A 17,862-nucleotide genomic window follows, 5' to 3' on the forward strand; every position below is an offset into this window, starting at 1 on the left:
TTGACCAGCTATGGAATTCAGATTCTTTTATCATTTTGGAAATTTTCTGCTGATGCTGAAAGGCATGTTTTCCCGTCCGGAAAACATGAAGTTATACTGGAAACAGTTCATGCAGCAGTGCGTAGATATTGGCGTAGGGTCGTTCGGGATAGTATTTATTATCTCCCTTTTCATGGGAGGGGTTACCACCCTGCAAACTGCTTACCAGCTGGTAAGCCCTATTATTCCCAAAAGCACGATCGCACAGGTCGTGCGCGACACCATCATCCTTGAATTTGCGCCTACCCTTACCAGTATTGTACTGGCCGGGGTGATTGGCTCTAAAATAGCCTCTGAGCTGGGCAATATGCGTATTTCTGAACAGATAGACGCATTGGAGATCATGGGCATCAATACCAAAGGTTACCTGATCCTGCCTAAAATCCTGGCCGCTACGCTGATGATCCCGGTCCTGGTGGCCATTGCCGGCTTCCTGGGTATCTGGGGCGGTAAAGAGGCGGGCGTGCTGTCCGGTGCGCTCTCCGGGGAACAGTTCATGATGGGGCTGCGGCAGGAGTTTAAGGCTTATAACGTATTTTTCGCCATGGCCAAATCCTACACGTTCGGGTTTATTATCGCCAGCGTGTCGGCCTACTATGGCTACAACGTGCAGGGCGGCGCCCTGGAGATCGGTAAGGCCAGCACCACTGCGGTGGTGGTGAGCTGCGTACTGATATTATTTATGGACTACGCGTTAACGGCTATATTACTGTAATCATGATTGAACTGAAAGATATAACCAAGGGCTTTGGAGATAAGGAGATACTGAAAGGCGTTTCGGCCGTTATGGAGTCTGGTAAGGTAAACCTGATTATTGGCGCCAGCGGTAGCGGTAAAACCGTCATGATGAAATGTATCGTGGGCCTGATGACCGTCGATACCGGTACTATCCTGTATGATAACCAGGACTTCACCGCCATGGACCACCACGCCAAGAAGGAAGTCCGCCAGCAGATCGGGATGCTGTTCCAGGGCTCGGCGCTGTTTGACAGTATGACGGTGGAACAAAATGTGATGTTCCCGCTGGAAATGTTCAGCAAAGACTCCTTAAAAGAGCGGAAAAAGCGGGTGGAAGAGTGTCTGGAGAGAGTGCAGCTGAAAGACGCCGCCAAAAAATTCCCCGCCGAAATCAGCGGTGGTATGAAAAAGAGGGTGGGAATTGCCCGTGCCATCGTATTAAATCCCAAATACCTGTTCTGCGACGAGCCTAACTCCGGCCTTGATCCACAGACCTCCCTGCTGATAGACCAGCTGATCAAGGAACTGACCCAGGAATATAATATCACCACCGTTATCAACACCCACGATATGAACACCGTAATGGAAAGCGGTGACCATATTGTATATATGTACCAGGGGCAGAAGCAGTGGGAAGGCAGCAATAAGGAGATCGTGTTCAGTAAGGACCAGAAGCTCAATGACTTCATTTTTGCCTCCGAATTCCTCCGGGAAGCCAAAGAAATGCGCCAGCTGGACATGTTCAAGGACAATAAGTGGAAAGATCAGCTGGCTGAACAGCTGAAACGCGACAGCAAAAAGTAATTTCCCTGCTAATTGGTAGCTTTATCTTAAAGGCACTAAATTGCAGAATTATGGAAATCGGCTTATTTTTGCCGCACCGATAGAAGAAACATATAACATAATAAACCAATAAAACAAGCGCGATGAGTGTTTTAGTTAATAAGGATAGCAAAGTGATTGTGCAGGGATTTACCGGTACAGAAGGTACTTTCCATGCTACACAGATGATCGAGTACGGTACCCAGGTTGTAGGCGGCGTTACGCCCGGTAAAGGCGGTACAACCCACCTGGAGCGCCCGGTGTTCAACACCGTGGCCGACGCGGTAAAAGCTACCGGTGCCAATGTATCTATCATTTTTGTACCTCCGGCATTTGCTGCAGACGCAATCATGGAAGCTACCGAAGCTGGTATTGCCCTGGTAGTATGTATCACGGAAGGTATCCCTGTTCAGGACATGATCAAGGCCAAAAACTTCCTGCAAGGTTCCAATACCCGCCTCATCGGGCCTAACTGCCCGGGTGTAATCACCGCGGAAGAAGCTAAAGTCGGTATCATGCCGGGCTTTATCTTCAAAAAAGGCAGAATCGGTATCGTATCCAAATCCGGTACCCTGACTTACGAAGCTGCTGACCAGGTAGTTAAAGCCGGTCTGGGCGTTTCTACCGCTATCGGCATCGGTGGCGACCCGATCATCGGCACCCCCACCAAAGACGCAGTGGAACTGCTGATGAACGACCCTGAAACTGACGGTATCATCATGATCGGTGAAATCGGTGGTAGCATGGAAGCAGAAGCAGCCCGCTGGATCAAAGAATACGGCACTAAACCTGTTGTAGGCTTCATCGCCGGCCAGACAGCGCCTCCGGGCCGCCGTATGGGCCACGCCGGTGCTATCATCGGTGGTGCGGAAGATACTGCTGCCGCTAAAATGAAAATCATGGCTGAATGCGGTGTTACCGTAGTGGAAAGCCCTGCTAACATCGGTAAAACGATGGCTGAAGTACTGAGCAAAAAACCAGCACTGGCCTAATCAGTTTACCCTGATATATTTGAAAAGGTGAAAAGTGAAGCGGGTCTCCCAATCACTTTTCACCTTTTTTTTGACCCCCTTATGGAAACCCATACAATACCTGCATCCTGTACAAAAAGTATAACTTACCGTAAATAGCGATATATATGCGTTTATGCCTCTCATTATTCATTGTTTTATTTTTAACCAACTGCGTGATGGCTCAGACCTATTATGACAATTCCTGGAAGAAAGTGACTGCCCTCGACGAGAAGAACCTGCCTAAATCCGCACTGGGAGAAGTAGACCAGATCTATGCCCGGGCTGTGAAAGACAACCTGCCCGCCCAGCAGATCAAAGCCCTCATCTATCAGATGAAATACACGGACCAGCTGAGCGACAGCAGTATCCAGCAAAACCTGGAAAAACTCAACCAGAAAATTGCTGCTGCCAAAGGCGCCCAGCAGGCCATCCTGCAAAGTATCAAAGGCGAAGTATTGCTGAACTATCTCCGCAATAACCGGTACCGGCTCTATAACCGCACCGCCATTGCAGAAGAGACTGGCGGCAAGGACATTACCACCTGGAGCCAGGACTACCTCCACAGCCAGATTACAGCGGCCTACCTGGCCTCCGTGGCCGACAAAGCCATCCTGCAAAAAACACCTGTCGGAGACTTCGATCCCATCCTGGTCAAAGGCACCGACACCCGCCAGCTCCGTCCGGTATTATTCGACCTGCTGGCACACCGCGCCCTGGATTACTTCAAATCAGGCGAAAACACCCTCACCAAACCAGTAGACCAGTTCGAACTGGATGATCCGGCTGCCTTTGCACCTGCCGCCACCTTCGCCCGGCATGATTTTGTAACGACAGACAAAGCCTCCCTGCAATACCAGGCCATCCTGCTGTTGCAACAACTGGTACGCCTGCACGAAAATGAAAAGGCCGCCCTGCTCGATGTAGACCTCGAAAGGATTCAGTACATGCAGCAGATCGCCGTGACGGAAGACAAGGCACAGCAATACCGCAAAGCGCTGGAACAAATGACATCGGCTTACAGCAGCGAAAAGGAAGTGACCGGCGTACTGGCCCTCCTGGCCAATACCTATATCGGTAATGCCCTGTATGGCAAAGCCGACAGCACCGCCAACCTGAAAAAAGCCAAAGAAATATGTGAACAGGCCATAGAAAAAGGCCCCGGCACCCGCGGTGCGGCCGACTGCTCTAACCTGCTCACTGAAATCAAAGCACAGGCCCTCGACCTGGTTACAGAGAAGGTAAATATCCCGTCCCTGCCTTTCCGTACCCTGGTGAAGTATAAAAACGCAGATAAGATATACCTGCGCGTACTGGCTGTGGATGAAGCTTTTACCGCTTCCCTCCAGTTGGCGCAGAATGACTATCGTGACCGACAGAACAGATACTGGAAACTGTTGCTCGACAGAAAACCGGTAAAAGCCTGGGAGCAATCACTGCCAGATCCGAAAGACTACAACCGTCACGCTGCGGAAATAAAAATCGATGCACTGCCGCTGGGACACTACATCATCCTCGCCAGCATCAAACCCGGTTTCGATCTGAAGGAAAACCCAATGGCACTGCAATTTACCTGGGTGTCCAATATCAGCTACCTGGAGAAAAACACACAGTTTATAGCCCTGGACCGCGCCACCGGTAAACCGCTGCCGGGAACCAAACTGACCGCCTTCGGTGAACAATACAATGAAGGAAAAGCGAAGTGGGTGCAGCTGGCGTCCACCGTTACCGGTAACAATGGTTCTGCTGAACTGAACCTGAAAAGCACCAATAACAGCTCTGTACGGCTTAAATGGGAGCGGCAGGGCGATGTCCTGTTCCTGGACGACTACAAATACCTGTACAACTACGGACAGGAAAAGAATACCGCCACCAAACCGCGGATCTTCCTGTTTACCGACAGAAGCATCTACCGCCCGGGGCAAACGCTTTATTTTAAAGGGATCGCTTTGGAACAGGAAGCCGGTAAAAACACCAGCAATGTGGTGAAAGGCCTGAAAAGCACCTTTACTTTATATGATGCCAATAACGAGAAAGTAGATTCAATTGTGGTGACCACCAATGAGTTTGGCTCTTTCTCCGGTAAGTTTGTGCTGCCGGAAGGACGCCTGAATGGCGTCTACTCCATGCGTGACAACAAGAACTATGGCGGACAATCTTTCCGCGTAGAGGAATATAAACGTCCTAAATTCTATGTGGAATTTGATACCATTAAATCCAGTTATCGTTTAGGCGAAACCGTTACCACGGAAGGCAAAGCGCTGGCATATGCCGGTAATAACATCAACGGCGCCACGGTAAAATACCGCGTGGAAAGAAGGACCCGCTTTCCTTATCCATGGCTCTTCCGTGGCTATATGCCAATGGGCGCGTCCCGCGAAATAGCCCATGGCACAACGACCACCGATGAAAACGGCCACTTTAAGGTGAGCTTCCATGCATTGCCGGACAAGACCGTGTCTGCTGATCAGAAACCCATCTTCACGTATGTGGTGTCTGCTGATGTGACCGACCTGAACGGAGAAACACGCAGTGCCATGCAATCTGTCAATGCGGGCTATCAGGCGCTGGAAATCAATATACAGGTTCCGGAACGCTTAGAGGCTTCTGCCCTGAAAAACGTACACGTCTTCACCCGCAACCTGAACGGTGCTTTTGAACAGGCTTCCGTTAAAGTAGCAGTACAGCCGCTGGAGCCGACCAAACGCCTTTTACGTCCCCGTTACTGGGAACAGGCGGACCAGTTTGTGATGACCGAAGCCGCATACATTAAAGACTTCCCCCTGGACATCTATCATGATGAAGATGAAAAGGCCAAATGGCCCCGTAAATCCGCCATATGGGAACAGCAATTCACCAGCACCGCTGCCGGCGACATTGCGATAGACGGCAAAAAGCTGACCCCTGGCTACTATGAACTGGTAGTAAGCGCCAACGATAAAAATGGTCAGCCGGTAGTGCAAAAATCAGTTTTTGAACTGGTGGACGTAAACGCCAAAACACTGGCAGTTCCGGCTTATCTGTGGAGCTATCAGCCGGAAGAACGTACCGAACCCGGTAAAAAAGGTGCTGTTGTGCTGGGCACTTCCGCCAAAGACCTGAACATATTACAAACACTCGGACGGGTGGGCCAGTCGCAGCAACTGTCAAACATCACACTCGAGGGAGTAAAGCAACTCGATTATAACATCACCGAAGAAGAAAGAGGCGGTATGTCACTGTACTACGTCTTCGTGAAAGACAACCGTGTATTCGCCACGCAGCATACTATCCAGGTGCCATGGGACAATAAAGACCTGAGCATCAAAATCGGTACCCACCGTGATAAGCTGCAGCCGGGAGAAAAGGAAAAATGGAGCGTGGAAATAACCGGCTACAAAGGTGATAAAGCAGCTGCGGAAATGCTGGCCTCTATGTACGATGCTTCGCTCGATGCATTTGTTCCGCACCACTGGACTAAACCGGACATCTATCCTGATATCATGTCCAACGGCCTTCCGGTATATTCCGCGCACGACAACTTCGGCATGGTGAATTCCCAGTACTATTTTGAAACAGATAAACAGGGAGCTGTTGCCAAAGACAAAAGTTATGATGTGCTCAACTTCTTCTCCTGGGCAATGGGAGGGTATGAGAACAGGGTAATGTACAAACGCAGTGTACCAGGTGCCGCAGGCGCTGTAATGGCAATGGCCGCGCCAGCTCCGGCTTCCCGCGAGAGAGCGGTTATGAAGGAGCAGGCTTACGATACTGCTAACGAAGCAAAGAACAAAGCTGAGGAGCAAGCTCCCGAAGCTCCGGAAAATACCGGCAATGTACCTGTCCGCAAAAACTTCCAGGAAACAGCTTTCTTCCTGCCGGAACTGCGTACAGACAAAGACGGTAAACTCTCTTTTGAATTCACCATACCGGAAGCCCTCACCAAATGGAATTTCCAGGGCCTGGCCCATACAAAAGAAGCTGCGCTGGGCAGCATCAGCGCCAGCATCGTTACCCAGAAACAACTGATGGTGATGCCTAACGCGCCGCGCTTTGTAAGGGCCGGTGATAAAATTGACTTCACTGCCAAAGTAAGCAACCTGACCGACGCACAGTTGATCGGGCAGGCACAGCTGGAACTGCTGGACGCTGCTACTATGCAGCCCGTAGACGGCTGGTTCCAGAATGTTTTCCCGGTACAACACTTTACCGCTAAAGCCGGTCAAAGCACAGTAGTGACCTTCCAGTTGCAGGTGCCGCATAACTTTACCAGCGCGCTGCTGTACCGCGTGACAGCCAAAGCAAACAACTTCAGCGATGGCGAAGAAAGTGCACTGCCGGTGCTGACCAACTCTATGCTGGTGACCGAAACAATGCCGCTGCCGGTACGTGGTGACGGTAATCATACCTTTAAGTTTGACAAACTGCTGCAATCAGGCGCTTCTTCCACATTGCGCCAGCAGGGCATTACCGTGGAATATACCAGCAATCCGGCGTGGTATGCCGTACAGGCGTTACCGTACCTGATGGAGTACCCGTACGATTGCTCCGAACAGGTGTTTAACCGCTACTACGCCAATGCACTGGCTACGCATATTACCAAAACGGTTCCCGGTATTCAGCAGGTTTTTGACAGATGGAAAACCACTGACACGGCAGCGCTGCTGAGCAACCTGCAAAAAAATGAAGAACTGAAATCCGTTCTGTTGCAACAAACGCCATGGGTGCTGGATGCGAAGAACGAAGCGCAGCAGAAGAAAAATATCGCGTTGCTGTTTGACCTGCAACGCATGCAGAAAGAAAGAAAAACAGCATTGAACCAACTGGCTGCCAGGCAGCAGCCTGACGGCTCCTTCGCCTGGTTCAACGGTATGTGGGCCGATCGTTACATCACCCAGTACATACTGGCTGGTATCGGTCACCTGCAACAGCTGACCGGTGCTGATGACCCGGTAGCCGCCAGCATCGCCGATAAAGCTATGACGTACCTGGACAGGCAGCTGGACAAGGATTACAATGCGCTGATCAAAAACAAGGCTGATCTGAAAAAACAGCAGATTGATGAAATACAGGTGCAATACCTGTATGCCCGCAGCTTCTTTAAACGTGCGGTACCTAAAGGCATGGAGCCGGCCTTCGATTTTTACGCTGCCCAACAGCAGCAATACTGGACTAAAATGGGCCGCTATGCACAAGGCATGATTGCGCTGAGCCAGTTCAAAAAAGGTGACAAAGCCACTCCTGCTGCCATCCTGAAATCACTGAAGGAAAATGCTGTCAACAACCAGGAGATGGGCATGTACTGGAAAGATGTAGTGGCCGGTTATGGCTGGCATCAGGCGCCGATAGAAACGCAGGCGCTGTTGATAGAAACATTCCAGGTGGCCGGTAAAGATGCCGCTGCCGTGGCAGATATGAAAACATGGCTGCTGAAAAACAAACAGACCAACAACTGGAGCACTACCAAAGCCACCGCTGACGCCTGTTACGCTATGCTGCTGCAAGGCAGCAACTGGCTTACTGCCAGCCCTGAGGTGGATATACAGCTGGGCCAGGAAACCATCAGCAGCAAACAACAGGCTGCTGAAGCAGGTACCGGTTACTTCAAACAGAAGATTGAGGCGAAAGATGTAAAAGCAGATATGGGCAATATCAAGATAACGGTGAAAGACAGCAAGGGCCAACCTACCTGGGGAGCCATCTACTGGCAGTATTTTGAAGAGCTGGATAAAATTACCGCCGCTAAAACACCGCTGGTACTGGAAAAGGAACTGTATAAAGAAGTGAATTCCGATAAAGGCCCCGTGCTGACTAAAATTACCGATGGCAATGAATTGAAAGTGGGTGACAAGGTAAAAGTGCGGATTGTGCTGCGTGCTGACAGGTCTATGCAATACATTCACCTGAAAGACATGCGTGCAGCCTGCTTTGAGCCACAGAACGTGTTAAGCGGCGCCAAATGGCAGGGTGGCCTCAGTTACTACGAAAGCACCAAAGACGCTTCTACGGATTTCTTCTTCAGTTATCTGCCAAAAGGTACTTACGTGTTTGAGTATGCATTGTTTGTAACGCACCAGGGTAAGTTCTCCAATGGCATCAGCACGGCACAGTGCATGTATGCGCCGGAGTTCAGCGCTCACAGCGAAGGCATCAATGTAAAAGTCACCGAATAGCCATAAAGGGACATATGGTTGAAAAGCCCGTCTGGTATCATACCGGACGGGCTTTTCGCTTTTATCGTTACTTTTAGGCGTTTAGAGGAACAGTATGACAAGCGTAGATTATATTATAGTAGGACAGGGGATTGCCGGTACCATGTTGAGCTGGTCTTTATGGCAGGCCGGCAAAAAGGTGCTGGTGGTCGATGATGCAAAATCCAACAGCGCGTCACGGGTGGCGGCGGGTATTATTAACCCGGTGTCAGGACGGAGGTTTGAGCCGGCATGGATGTATGACGCCATTTATCCGTTTGCCCGCGACAGTTACCATAAGATGTCGGAACTGTTGCAGATACAGGTGCTGACAGAGCGCCGTCTCTGGAATGTGTTTCCATCGCAGCAGTTATATGATGCCTTTATGAAGAAGGCTGCCGGCGGCCCCTATACAGCGTTGCCTGGTAAGCCGGAGTATGAAGATATACTGGACCAGCCTTACGGAGCGGCCATTGTGAAAGGGGCGACCGTGAACCTGCGGGTGTTGCTGCCTGCCTGGCGGCAGTTTCTGAACAATATGGGCGCTTTGCAGGAAGCGCACCTGGACCTGTCTGAGCTGGAGGTAACGCCAACGGGCGTGCGTTACGGAGATATCGCCGCGCAGAAAATCATTTTCTGTGATGGCGTGGCAACGGCCCGGAATCCGTGGTTTGACAGGCTGACATTTCTGCCTAACAAGGGAGAAGTGCTATGGGTGCGGATTCCCGGTCTGCATACAGAAGATATCATCAAAAAAAGCATCACATTGGTCCCATACGGGCCGGAATTGTTCTGGGCGGGGTCTTCCTTTGTGTGGGATTATGTGGATGATCTGCCTACCGGCAAACAGCGCGAGGTGTTGGAAAAAAGCCTGCAGCAACTGCTGAAAGTGCCTTATAGCATAGCGTATCAACAGGCGGCGGTACGCCCTTCCGGCAATGACCGCCGGCCTATGATAGGGCTGCATCCGGAGATGCCCGCTGTGGGCGTCTTTAACGGCCTGGGTACCAAGGGGTGTTCGCTGGCGCCCTTTATGGCGGCGCATTTCGCGGAAGTATTGGCTGGAAATGCCCTGCTGATGCCGGAAGTAGATATAAACAGATATTTTAACACCGGCAGGGGGTGAAATGCCCGTATCATGCCGTATCTTTGCCCCCCTTACAGGGATGGCTGAGCAACTGGACAGTGGTCTCGGAACAGCTGGCAGCACATCCGGAGGTTCAACCATAAAACATTTAAAATCAATTTTTTACGCATGTACAGGACGCACACTTGCGGGGAGTTAAGAATGGAGCAGGTAGGCCAGGAGGTGACGCTGGCCGGATGGATACAAACAGTCAGAAAATTTGGCAGCATCAACTTTTTTGATCTGCGGGACCGTTATGGTATCACTCAGCTGTTATTCAACGAAAGCCTGAATGATAAACTGGATGCACAGCCATTGGGCCGTGAGTTCGTTGTACAGATCACTGGTACAGTGACAGAGCGTACCAGCAAAAATAAAAATATCCCCACCGGCGATATCGAAATCACGGTGAGCGAATATAAAATCCTGAATGCGGCCAAAACACCGCCTTTCACGATTACTGACGATACTGACGGGGGAGATGAGCTGCGTATGAAATTCCGCTATCTCGATCTCCGCCGTAATGCGGTAAAACAAAATCTCGAACTGCGTTATGCAGTAGGCCGTGCTGCGCGCAACTATCTGCATACCAGGAACTTCATCGATATCGAAACGCCTTTTCTGATTAATTCCACACCGGAAGGCGCCCGCGACTTCGTGGTGCCCAGCCGTATGAACCCTAACCAGTTCTACGGTTTGCCTCAATCACCGCAGACTTTTAAACAATTGTTGATGGTGAGTGGTTATGATCGGTACTACCAGATCGTAAAATGTTTCCGCGATGAAGACCTCCGGGCAGACCGCCAGCCGGAATTTACCCAGATCGACTGTGAAATGAGCTTTGTAGAACAGGAAGATGTGCTGAACATTTTTGAAGGTATGACCAAATATATCTTCAAAGAAGTGAAAGGCATTGAACTGGAAGGTGATTTTCCCCGTATGACATGGGACGATGCCATGGAATATTATGGCAATGATAAACCAGATATCCGCTTCGAGATGAAGCTGGCTAACCTCAATGATACCGTAAAACAGAAAGGCTTTAAAGTATTCGATGAAGCAGAACTGGTGGTCGCTATTGCAGCGCCTGGTTGCTCCGAATATACCCGTAAACAGCTCGATGAACTGACAGAATGGGTGAAAAGACCTCAGATCGGCATGAGCGGCCTCATCTATGTTAAATACAATATAGATGGTACCCTGAAGAGCTCGGTTGATAAGTTTTTCGATGAACAGCAACTGCAACTGTGGGCGCAAAAATGTCAGGCAAAACCCGGAGACCTTATCCTGGTGCTGGCCGGCAGGGAAGAGCGTACCCGTAAGGCTATGAGCGAGCTGCGCCTGGAAATGGGCGAGCGCCTGGGCTTCCGCAATAAAAACGTTTATAAACCGTTGTGGGTGATAGACTTCCCGCTGTTTGAATACGCAGAAGAAGAAAATCGCTGGGTGGCCCGTCACCATCCGTTCACCGCTCCGAAACCGGAACAGATTGCCCTGATGGACGATGTGTCACAATATGCTAACATCAAGGCAAACGCATATGACATTGTATTGAATGGCACTGAAGTAGGAGGAGGCTCTATCCGTATTTTCCAGCGCGATCTGCAACAGAAGATGTTCGCTGCGCTGGGAATGTCACCTGAAGAAGCAGAACGCAAATTTGGCTTCCTGCTGGGAGCTTTTGAATATGGCGCGCCGCCCCATGGTGGTATCGCTTTCGGATTTGATCGCTTGTGCTCGCTTTTGGGCGGCAGTGAAAGCATCCGTGACTTCATCGCCTTCCCGAAAAACAATCACGGACGTGATGTCATGATGGACGCTCCGGCCGAGATAAGTCAAGCCCAGCTTGATGAATTAAAGATCAGCCTGGTAAAATAGGATTGCCGGCACAATCTTTGCACAATAGGGAGCTTTCAAGCGAAAAAATCCCCTTTGATATGGCGCTTTTGCCGCATCAAAGGGGATTGATGCTAATATAGAGTAACATTTTTTTTAACAAGAAATTAACGACGAAGATAAGGTTAGTAGAAGAAAGAACGTATTATTTAATTTTTTAAAGTAATATTGCGGTGTGATTGTGATCATCGTAGATATGTGAGGTAAGTAATGATGCTGAAAACAAACAACAATCTTTCACCTGTTACAAAGAATACTCCTATGAGAAAGGTAACAACCTACATCAAACGGTCAGTATGGGTATGTGCGGTGCTTTTATTGCTGATGCTCAGCAATGTTGGGTATGCTCAACAGTCCACGAGTAATTATCTGAAGAAATTCAAACCGGTATCTGTAGAACTCATGCAGGAAACCGGTGTTCCAGCCAGTGTCATCCTTGGGGTAGCCATGCTGGAATCCGGCACAGGTACCAGCAGAAACGCCAAATTGCTCAACAACCACTTTGGCATTGTCGGAAAAAACAATCTGTCAAAAACTGCCCCCGGCACAAAATCCCGGTATAAGCAATATGCTTCTGCCGTAGCCTCCTACGAACATTTCGTGGAAGTGCTTGCCAGAAAAAAATGGTTCAGCCAACTGAAAGGTAACCCCGAATTCGCAGTGTGGCTCAAACATATGAATCACAGCGGCTATTCCTCTGCTGGCCATGAATGGATCAAAAGAGTAACTGCCATTATTAACCGTTACAAACTATATAAACTGGACGAAGGAATGGATAGCGTGGCACGGAGCTCTTCCTGGTTAACCGTAGGCATGCCGCCAGCAACCGACGACCAGTGAGTGTGCTAATTGACTCGAAAATATGTCTGGCGAAAACAAGTCTGCCTACCCGTTTATTATTATCGTAGGATCATTGGTGTGCCTGGTGATACTCTCCCAGCTCAACTTTAGTTTTTCATTTAGAGATTTTCAATTCCGTCGCCTGGACATGTTGTCTGAACTGCGGACAACCGGAACGGACAAAGATAAAGGAACGCTTACTGCTGTGAAAGACGGCAGTAAGCGTTCTCATGCCGACTCTACGGCAGCCGCCGCCGGGAAAACACCCACAGGCGCCGTTGTTAACCCGGACGCGGTCTATGATTTTATGTCATATAAAGGCATCCTGAATTACGCCGCCACAGAAACAGGCGACAGTAATGCCGGGCTGGACCGCTTTATGACAGCACTCAGGGAACTGAAATCCGGCAAGCGCAAAAAAGTACGTATCGCCTATTTTGGCGATTCCATGATCGAAGGCGATCTCATCACCTCCGATCTGCGCGACAGCCTGCAAACCTTCTTCGGCGGCGCCGGCGTAGGGTTTGTGCCCATCACCTCCGTGGTGGCCAGCTACCGCACTACCATCACGCATACCTTCTCGCGTGACTGGAAAGACTATCATTACAAAAATTCACCACCGTCCAATGTGGTGCTCGGCCTGTCCGGCCACACCTTCTTCCCGGGAGGCGACAGCTGGATAAAATATACACCGGTCAAAAAGCCGCGCCTCGACAAATTTGACGAGGTGTCCCTGCTGTATGGCCCGGCCGAAACAACAACCGTAAACATCAATGACAAGCCTTACTCCCTGTCCGGCAACGCACAGGTGAACAAGCTCGATTTCCGCCAGGACACCGGCGCCGGTGGCATCACCATCAAATATGGCGGCGGCGGTGCTGCTCCTTTCTACGGCGTTTGTTTTGAAACAGACAACGGCATCTACGTGGACAACTTCTCCTTCCGCGGTATCAGCGGCGTGGAACTGGGCCACCTGTCTGCAGATATGGTGCGGCGCATGCAACAGGAACGCCCCTACGATCTCGTAGTACTCCATTATGGCGCCAACGTACTGTTTCGCCCCGAACTGACAGACTACAGCTGGTACGAAAGGCCGATGAAAAAAGTGGTGGACTCCCTCCGCAGAGACCTGCCGGGGACATCCTTCCTGATTGTAGGCACAGCAGATAAATCCTATAGAAAAGGAGACCGTTACATCACCGCGCCAGGCGTGGAAGCCTTACTGAAAGTACAGCACGATCTGGCTACCACCTACGGTACTGCGTACTGGAACCTCTACGCTAACATGGGCGGCTCCGGTTCCATGGTGAAATGGGTGGAAGGAGATACCGTACTGGCCAATAAAGATTATACACACCTTAACCGACAGGGAGCGGCCAAAGTGGGGGCGCTGCTGTATAAAGCTATTATGAATGATTACAGGCAGGGAGAACAACCATAGAAAAAGTATGGCAGCAGTACTGGTACTGCTGCTCACCACATTTGCCACCTATGCGCAACCACAGGTTAACGTGATCCAGCAGGACACCGCCCTGTACCGCGCGTTTGAATCGCTGTATCATGCAGACAGTAATGTGGTGTCCATACTTCATCTCGGAGACTCCCACGTGCAGGCCGGCTATTTCCCGCTTGCCATCGCCTCTTTATTGCAACAGCAGTTTGGCTACGCCGGCAGAGGATATGTTTTCCCCTACAACGTAGCAGGCACCAACGGCCCGGAAGATTACCGCTGGAACAGCACCGTCCGCTGGACCATGGAAAGGGTGATAGACCGCTACAAGCCGCCAGTGCTAGGCCCCGGTGCTATCGCCATGCAAACGCTGGTACAGGCCCCGGCACTTTCGTTTGCCGGTAAACAGGACGGCATGATGGACAACAACTTCCGGAAAGTAACCCTGTTCTATGACGCTGCTACTGACAACAATACCATTTCCAGCCCCGATGCGGCACAGATAACGGTAACGGGCACACCGTTTCCAGGTACGCCGACCATCAAAATGGCTACCCTCGACTTTCTCCAGACTTCCCAGACCTTCCAGGTGCGCTGGGATAATCCGGGCAACCTGCCTTTCCGTTTCTATGGAGCCGTGTTGCAAAATGGCCGTAATGGCGTGCTGTATCATAGTGTAGGCATCAATGGCGCTATGTATCAGCAGTATAATGACCTTAACAGCGTACTGCTGGCGCAAATGGCGGTATTCCACCCCCGGCTGGTCATCATCTCCCTGGGAACCAACGAAGCCTACGGCCGCTTTGACCCGCTGGCCTTCCGCGAAGAAATAGACAAAACAGTACAACTGATACGTGAACAGGCCCCCGCTGCCAGCATCCTGCTGACCACCCCGCCCGACTGTATGAGGGCAGTGAAAAAAGCGGTCCGGAAAAAAATCAGCAAGAAAAAATACCGTACCTACTATACCACCTCGTATTATCCCAATCCTTACATTGCCATGGCAACGCAACAGATTACGGGATATGCCAGGCAGCACGGTATCGCCTGCTGGAATTTCAACGCGGTCAACAAGGCGGAAGCCGGCCGCTTCGCAGGCGGATGGGCACCGGACCACATTCACTTCAGTACAAAAGGATACCAGTTACAGGGACAATTGCTGTATGAAGCGCTGCAACAGTCCTACAATCAATATTTACAGGTAAAAAAGAAAAACCCAGTCAACTCGGATGATCGACGTTAATAAGCTGCTTGCGCAGCTGCTGTACAACCCATCAGACCCGGTGCTGTTTAACAGTGCCTTTTTCTTCTATTTTTTTGCTGTCTTCCTGTTGTGCTACCTCGCTGTAAGCCGCAGTCAGCAAGGCAGGGTATGGGTATACACTATCTTCTCCCTTTATTTCTTCTACAAAGCCTGCGGTTTTTATGTAGGCCTGGTGGTACTATCTGCCATCGTGGACTTTAACCTGTCGCGATGGATTTATCATACTACCAGTCAACAGGTCAAAAAGTCGCTGTTGATATTTAGTATCATCCTGAACATCGGACTGCTGTTCTATTTCAAATACACCGACTTCTTTATCGGCATCATCAATGACGTTACCAACGGGCATATCACGCCGTTGCACCTGCTGCTGCCGATCGGTATTTCGTTTTATACCTTTGAGAACCTCAGCTATACGATTGATGTGTACCGGGGAGAAATCAAGCCAGTAAACCGTTTCATGGATTACCTGTTCTTCCTGTCCTTCTTCCCTAAATTGATGATGGGCCCTATCGTGCGCGCAGCTGATTTTATCCCGCAAATCCATCAGCCATACCGGCTGAACGGAGAAGACATCGGTAAGGGCATGGCCCTCATCGTGGGTGGTTTGTTTAAGAAGATTGTGATCTCCGACTTTATCTATCAGAACTTTGTTCAGTATATTTTTGACGATCCCAGCAAACACACCGGGCTGGAATGTCTCCTGGGCGTATATGGGTACGCGTTAGTGATCTACTGCGATTTCTCGGGATATTCGGATATGGCGATTGGTATTGCACGGTGGACCGGCTTCAAGATCCCGCCTAACTTCGATTCTCCTTACCAGAGCGCTTCCATCACAGAATTCTGGCGCCGTTGGCATATTTCCCTGTCCAGCTGGCTGCGCGACTACCTGTATATTCCATTGGGCGGTAACCGCAAAGGCAAGGTGCGTCAGTATATCAACCTGGCATTGACCATGCTGATCGGTGGTTTCTGGCATGGCGCCAGCTGGAACTTCATTTTCTGGGGAGGCATGCATGGCGCGGCGCTGGCCATAGACAAAGTGCGTATTGACAGCCAGAAAAAGCGAAAAACCGAAATAACCGGCCTGAAGGCGAGCCTGCTGAAAGTAGGCGGTATCCTGCTGACCTTCCACTTCGTATGTTTCTGCTGGATATTCTTTAAGGCCGCCACGTTTCATGATGCCTGGTCGCTCATACATCAGATCGCGTATGACTTCCAGCCGGGTATCCTGATGGAGCTGTACACGGGTTATACCGCCGTATTCTGGGTAATGCTGCTGGGTTTTGTACTGCACTTTATGCCTGCGAAGGCGGAAATGAGGATGGCCGGCGTGCTGGGCCGTATGCCGCTGGTAGCTAGTGTAGCCGTGATGGTTATCTTCATCTGGCTGCTGGTGCAGGTAAAAAGCACACAGCCAATGATTCCGATCTATTTCCAGTTTTAATGACTAAATGCTCTTTTGCCAGGGGATGTAAATCTCCGATACAGCCGGTTCCGGCAGTGAAATAAAGAAGTGGTTGGTCCGCATGTAAAAATGCCCCAGCCGGCAATTGGTGTTAATGAATTTATACATGGGAAGTCCTGCATCAGCAAAACTGAGCGGGACTTTCAGTTTTTTATAATGTCCTTCATCAATCTGCCTGCTTGCCAGGCGGTAAGCCTCCTGGTACCGGGTAACCAGCTGGTAGTGGGCCATCATGTTGGCAGGCGTATTGGGCAACAGGAGACCTACGTACATCATCATACGGTCGTAGGTGGTAACGGGCACCACGTCCAGCGTACCGGTGATGATGCGGGCGTCTTCCATGGCCAGTTCGGTGGTCAGGTCGCGGAGCTGCCGGGAATAGCGGGCCATGGAGGCCACCATGCCTTTTACAGGGTCATTGCCACTGGGCAGGATATTGTAGTAAAGGGTACAACCGGGCAACTTGCAGTCGACCGTGTTATCCATATTGAAATATTCCGGATAGTCTTGCCGGGAGGCAGTTGCGATCCTGGTCTGTTCCAGGGTATGCCGTTCCGCCGGCATAAAATCCTGGTTGCGCAGCTCTGACGGGCTGGTGTTAAACCAGCCCCGGATAGCTTTCGCAAACGATTCGCCGGTGTACCGGCACAATTCGCTGATATCGGAGATGGAAAAGTTGCTATGGCGAAGATACCCTACACCGGCCTCCAGACGGGTGCGTTTCACATATCTGCCATATGGCTCGCCCTTGACCGACGAGAATTTATGCGAAAAAATGTCTTTGGATACGGACAGCATGTCTGCTACCGCTTTTAAACTGATGTCTATGAGGGAATTGTTGTGGGCGTAGGCGATGGCTAGTTGAACTTTCCATTCCCAGTGTTCCCGGGTAGTCGTTTTCATAAGAAACATAATCCTTCATCAATTTAGGATTTTGGCCCCGGTTTTCGAACGGAATCAGGGCGGATTAACGAGGGATTAACCGGGCAGGAGCGATGCGGCAGGGCCCCTCGGATAGCTTCGCAGTAAATATCTC

General features: G+C 50.5%; 11 protein-coding genes. 10 read left to right on the top strand and 1 reads right to left on the bottom strand.

What is annotated here, in order from left to right; genetic code table 11:
* The first annotated feature begins 10 nt into the window (after positions 1 to 10).
* The 10 genes from HGH92_RS13905 (at position 11) to HGH92_RS13950 (ending at position 16,805) form a co-directional block, all read left to right on the top strand.
* The gene (locus HGH92_RS13905) at positions 11 to 754 is read left to right on the top strand and encodes an MlaE family ABC transporter permease (protein WP_168871297.1); all 744 of its coding nucleotides are present in this window, start codon (positions 11 to 13) and stop codon (positions 752 to 754) included.
* 2 nt (positions 755 to 756) lie between these two features.
* Entirely contained in the window at positions 757 to 1,581 is an 825-nt protein-coding gene (locus tag HGH92_RS13910) for an ABC transporter ATP-binding protein (protein WP_168871298.1), read from the top strand.
* A 122-nt stretch (positions 1,582 to 1,703) separates the two neighbouring features.
* Positions 1,704 to 2,591, top strand: a complete 888-nt coding sequence (sucD, locus tag HGH92_RS13915; RefSeq protein ID WP_168871299.1) for a succinate--CoA ligase subunit alpha — start codon at positions 1,704 to 1,706, stop codon at positions 2,589 to 2,591.
* Positions 2,592 to 2,788: 197 nt separating this feature from the next.
* On the top strand, positions 2,789 to 8,761 hold the full coding sequence (locus HGH92_RS13920; protein WP_168871300.1) for an alpha-2-macroglobulin family protein: 5,973 nt from the start codon (positions 2,789 to 2,791) through the stop codon (positions 8,759 to 8,761).
* A gap of 94 nt (positions 8,762 to 8,855) precedes the next feature.
* On the top strand, positions 8,856 to 9,905 hold the full coding sequence (locus tag HGH92_RS13925) for an NAD(P)/FAD-dependent oxidoreductase (RefSeq protein WP_168871301.1): 1,050 nt from the start codon (positions 8,856 to 8,858) through the stop codon (positions 9,903 to 9,905).
* A gap of 129 nt (positions 9,906 to 10,034) precedes the next feature.
* A complete protein-coding gene (gene aspS / locus HGH92_RS13930; protein ID WP_168871302.1) occupies positions 10,035 to 11,783 on the top strand; it encodes an aspartate--tRNA ligase in 1,749 nt (582 codons plus the stop codon).
* 279 nt (positions 11,784 to 12,062) lie between these two features.
* Positions 12,063 to 12,641, top strand: a complete 579-nt coding sequence (locus HGH92_RS13935; RefSeq protein ID WP_168871303.1) for a glucosaminidase domain-containing protein — start codon at positions 12,063 to 12,065, stop codon at positions 12,639 to 12,641.
* 22 nt (positions 12,642 to 12,663) lie between these two features.
* A complete protein-coding gene (locus HGH92_RS13940) occupies positions 12,664 to 14,082 on the top strand; it encodes a hypothetical protein (RefSeq protein WP_168871304.1) in 1,419 nt (472 codons plus the stop codon).
* Between the two features lie 7 nt (positions 14,083 to 14,089).
* Entirely contained in the window at positions 14,090 to 15,334 is a 1,245-nt protein-coding gene (locus HGH92_RS13945; protein WP_168871305.1) for a GDSL-type esterase/lipase family protein, read from the top strand.
* Complete coding sequence (locus HGH92_RS13950) at positions 15,321 to 16,805, top strand: MBOAT family O-acyltransferase (protein ID WP_168871306.1); 1,485 nt, start codon at positions 15,321 to 15,323, stop codon at positions 16,803 to 16,805. The genes HGH92_RS13945 and HGH92_RS13950 overlap by 14 nt, the downstream gene beginning before the upstream one ends.
* A gap of 3 nt (positions 16,806 to 16,808) precedes the next feature.
* On the opposite strand, the gene HGH92_RS13955 is transcribed toward HGH92_RS13950, so the two are convergent.
* Positions 16,809 to 17,729: a helix-turn-helix transcriptional regulator gene (locus HGH92_RS13955; RefSeq protein ID WP_168871307.1), complete on the bottom strand. Its 921-nt coding sequence runs from the start codon at positions 17,727 to 17,729 to the stop codon at positions 16,809 to 16,811.
* Positions 17,730 to 17,862: the final 133 nt, after the last annotated feature.

Origin of the sequence: Chitinophaga varians, assembly GCF_012641275.1 — a bacterium.
Classification (GTDB): Bacteria; Bacteroidota; Bacteroidia; order Chitinophagales; family Chitinophagaceae; genus Chitinophaga; species Chitinophaga varians_A.

Bases quoted from the DNA above. Each gene is read 5' to 3' on its own strand.
- HGH92_RS13905 (WP_168871297.1), top strand. From the start codon at position 11: ATGGAATTCAGATTCTTTTATCATTTTGGAAATTTTCTGCTGATGCTG.
- HGH92_RS13910 (WP_168871298.1), top strand. From the start codon at position 757: ATGATTGAACTGAAAGATATAACCAAGGGCTTTGGAGATAAGGAGATA.
- sucD (WP_168871299.1), top strand. From the start codon at position 1,704: ATGAGTGTTTTAGTTAATAAGGATAGCAAAGTGATTGTGCAGGGATTT.
- HGH92_RS13920 (WP_168871300.1), top strand. From the start codon at position 2,789: ATGGCTCAGACCTATTATGACAATTCCTGGAAGAAAGTGACTGCCCTC.
- HGH92_RS13925 (WP_168871301.1), top strand. From the start codon at position 8,856: ATGACAAGCGTAGATTATATTATAGTAGGACAGGGGATTGCCGGTACC.
- aspS (WP_168871302.1), top strand. From the start codon at position 10,035: ATGTACAGGACGCACACTTGCGGGGAGTTAAGAATGGAGCAGGTAGGC.
- HGH92_RS13935 (WP_168871303.1), top strand. From the start codon at position 12,063: ATGAGAAAGGTAACAACCTACATCAAACGGTCAGTATGGGTATGTGCG.
- HGH92_RS13940 (WP_168871304.1), top strand. From the start codon at position 12,664: ATGTCTGGCGAAAACAAGTCTGCCTACCCGTTTATTATTATCGTAGGA.
- HGH92_RS13945 (WP_168871305.1), top strand. From the start codon at position 14,090: ATGGCAGCAGTACTGGTACTGCTGCTCACCACATTTGCCACCTATGCG.
- HGH92_RS13950 (WP_168871306.1), top strand. From the start codon at position 15,321: ATGATCGACGTTAATAAGCTGCTTGCGCAGCTGCTGTACAACCCATCA.
- HGH92_RS13955 (WP_168871307.1), bottom strand. From the start codon at position 17,729: ATGAAAACGACTACCCGGGAACACTGGGAATGGAAAGTTCAACTAGCC.